Source organism: Isoptericola sp. NPDC060257 (genome assembly GCF_042726645.1).
Taxonomy (GTDB): Bacteria; Actinomycetota; Actinomycetes; order Actinomycetales; family Cellulomonadaceae; genus Isoptericola; species Isoptericola nanjingensis.
The window spans coordinates 1-1,974 of sequence record NZ_JBHXAW010000450.1; the positions used below are offsets into that span (position 1 = coordinate 1).

Genomic DNA, 1,974 nt, shown 5'->3' on the forward strand with positions numbered 1-1,974 from the left:
GCGCCACCCTCCTCGCCGGTGGCGCCGCCGTCGCGGGTGTGACGCCGCCCTCACGGACGGCGTCGGGCGTCAGGCGCGCTCGCGCAGCGTCGCCAGCGCGATCCCCGCCGCGACGAGGACCGCGGCGAAGCCGATGGCGGACGTCACGACGACGCCGCTGCCGAACGCCGCGTGCGCGGAGTCCAGGAGGGCCTGCGCCTGGCCGGCCGGCAGGTCGGCCGCCACGCTCGTCGCGCCACCGAGCGTCTCCGCCGCGGACGCCGCGTCCGTGGCGGTCACGCCCGACGGCACGACGACGTTCGCGTGGTACGACCCGGTGAGGATCCCGCCGAGGACGGCGGTGCCCAGCACCGCGCCGACCTCGTACGCGGTCTCGGAGATCGCCGAGGCCGCGCCCGCCTTGGCCGCGGGGACCGTCGAGACGATGAGGTCGTTCGACACGGTTTCGGCCGAGCCGACCCCGATCGCCAGCACGACGAACGCGAGCCCGAGCCAGCCGGCCTCCCCGCGCCCGGCGACGAGCGCGGTGACGAGGTAGCCGACCGCGGACAGGGCCAGCCCGGCGGCGACGACGTGCGAGGGCCGCACGTGACGCACGACCTTCACCACGGCCAGCCCCGCGACGACCATCGCGACGGTGCCCGGCAGGAGCACGAGGCCCGCCTGGACCGGCGAGAGCCCGATGACGAGCTGCAGGTCCTGCGACACGAAGAACAGGAAGCCGACCAGCGAGAACACCGACAGCAGGTTGACCAGCACGCTGCCGGTGAAGGCGGGCACGGCGAACAGCCGCACGTCGAGCATCGGGTTCCTGCGGCGCAGCTGGCGTCGCACGAAGAGCACGCCCATGAGCAGCCCCACGGCGATCGCGGCGATCCCCAGCGAGGGCAGCGCGCCCTTGGCGAGCGTCTTGATGCCGAACACCACCGGGGTCATCGCGGCCATGACCAGGACGATCGACACCGGGTCGATCGGGCCCGGCGCGGGGTCGCGCGACTCCGGCACGAAGACCGGCGCGAGCACGAGCAGCAGGGCGAGCACCGGCACCGCGAGGAGGAACACGGAGCCCCACCAGAAGTGCTCGAGCAGCAGCCCGCCGACGATCGGCCCCACGGCCGAGCCCGCGGCGAAGCCCGCGGCCCAGATCGCGATGGCGAGGCGGCGCTCGTCGCGATCGGTGAACACGTTGCGCAGCAGCGAGAGCGTGGACGGCATGAGCATCGCGCCGAAGAAGCCGAGGCCGGCGCGGGCGGCGATCAGGGCGCCCGCCGTCGGCGCGAAGGCCGCCACCGCGGACACGACGGCGAAGCCGACGGCCCCGATCAGGAGCAGGCGGCGACGTCCGACGCGGTCCGCGACGGAACCCATCGGCACGAGGAGCCCCGCGAGCACGAGCGGGTACACGTCGACGATCCACAGCAGCTGCGTGCCGCCGGGGGCCAGGGCCTCCGAGATCTGCGGCAGGGCGAAGCTGAGGACCGTGTTGTCGATCGAGACGAGCAGCACCGGCAGCATCAGCACGGCGAGGGCCGCCCAGCGGCGCCCGGCCCCGGCGGGGCGCGCGGGGGCGAGGCGGCTCGCGTCCGTGGCTGAGGAGATGGGGTGCGTCGTCACCTGGGTCTGAGCCATGTCTGAACCTGAGGTGCCTTTCACACGCTGCGGACGGCCGGGGCGACATGGTGATGCCGAACTTCCGCACCGTCCAGCCGGTACAGTAACACCTCGCCACTAGGCTGTCGACATGCCTCCCGCCCCCGCCGCCCGAGCCAAGGTCCTGCGCGCGTTCGCCGAGCTCCTCGTCGAGTCCGGGGAGCGCGCCGCCACGCTGGACGCGGTGGCCGAGAGGGCCGGCGTGTCCAAGGGCGGCCTGCTCATGCCGAGCCCGGCGGCGGCCGCAGTCCCGGCCACCGCGCCGCGCAGGAAGACGCGGCGGCCGGGCAGGGCCGGGCCGTTCCCGGTGTTCTGGTGCTGTGT

The 1,974-nt window shown here is 74.6% G+C and carries 2 protein-coding genes; one reads left to right on the top strand and one right to left on the bottom strand.

Annotated features, from left to right (window positions below):
* Positions 1 to 69 precede the first annotated feature (69 nt).
* Positions 70 to 1,629, bottom strand: a complete 1,560-nt coding sequence (locus ACFWEK_RS21180; protein WP_430555319.1) for an MFS transporter — start codon at positions 1,627 to 1,629, stop codon at positions 70 to 72.
* A gap of 112 nt (positions 1,630 to 1,741) precedes the next feature.
* Here ACFWEK_RS21180 and ACFWEK_RS21185 point away from each other — a divergent pair.
* Positions 1,742 to 1,974, top strand: a 233-nt coding sequence (locus ACFWEK_RS21185) for a TetR/AcrR family transcriptional regulator (RefSeq protein ID WP_430555320.1), incomplete at its 3' end; no start/stop codon positions are given.

Bases quoted from the DNA above. Each gene is read 5' to 3' on its own strand.
- ACFWEK_RS21180 (WP_430555319.1), bottom strand. From the start codon at position 1,629: ATGGCTCAGACCCAGGTGACGACGCACCCCATCTCCTCAGCCACGGAC.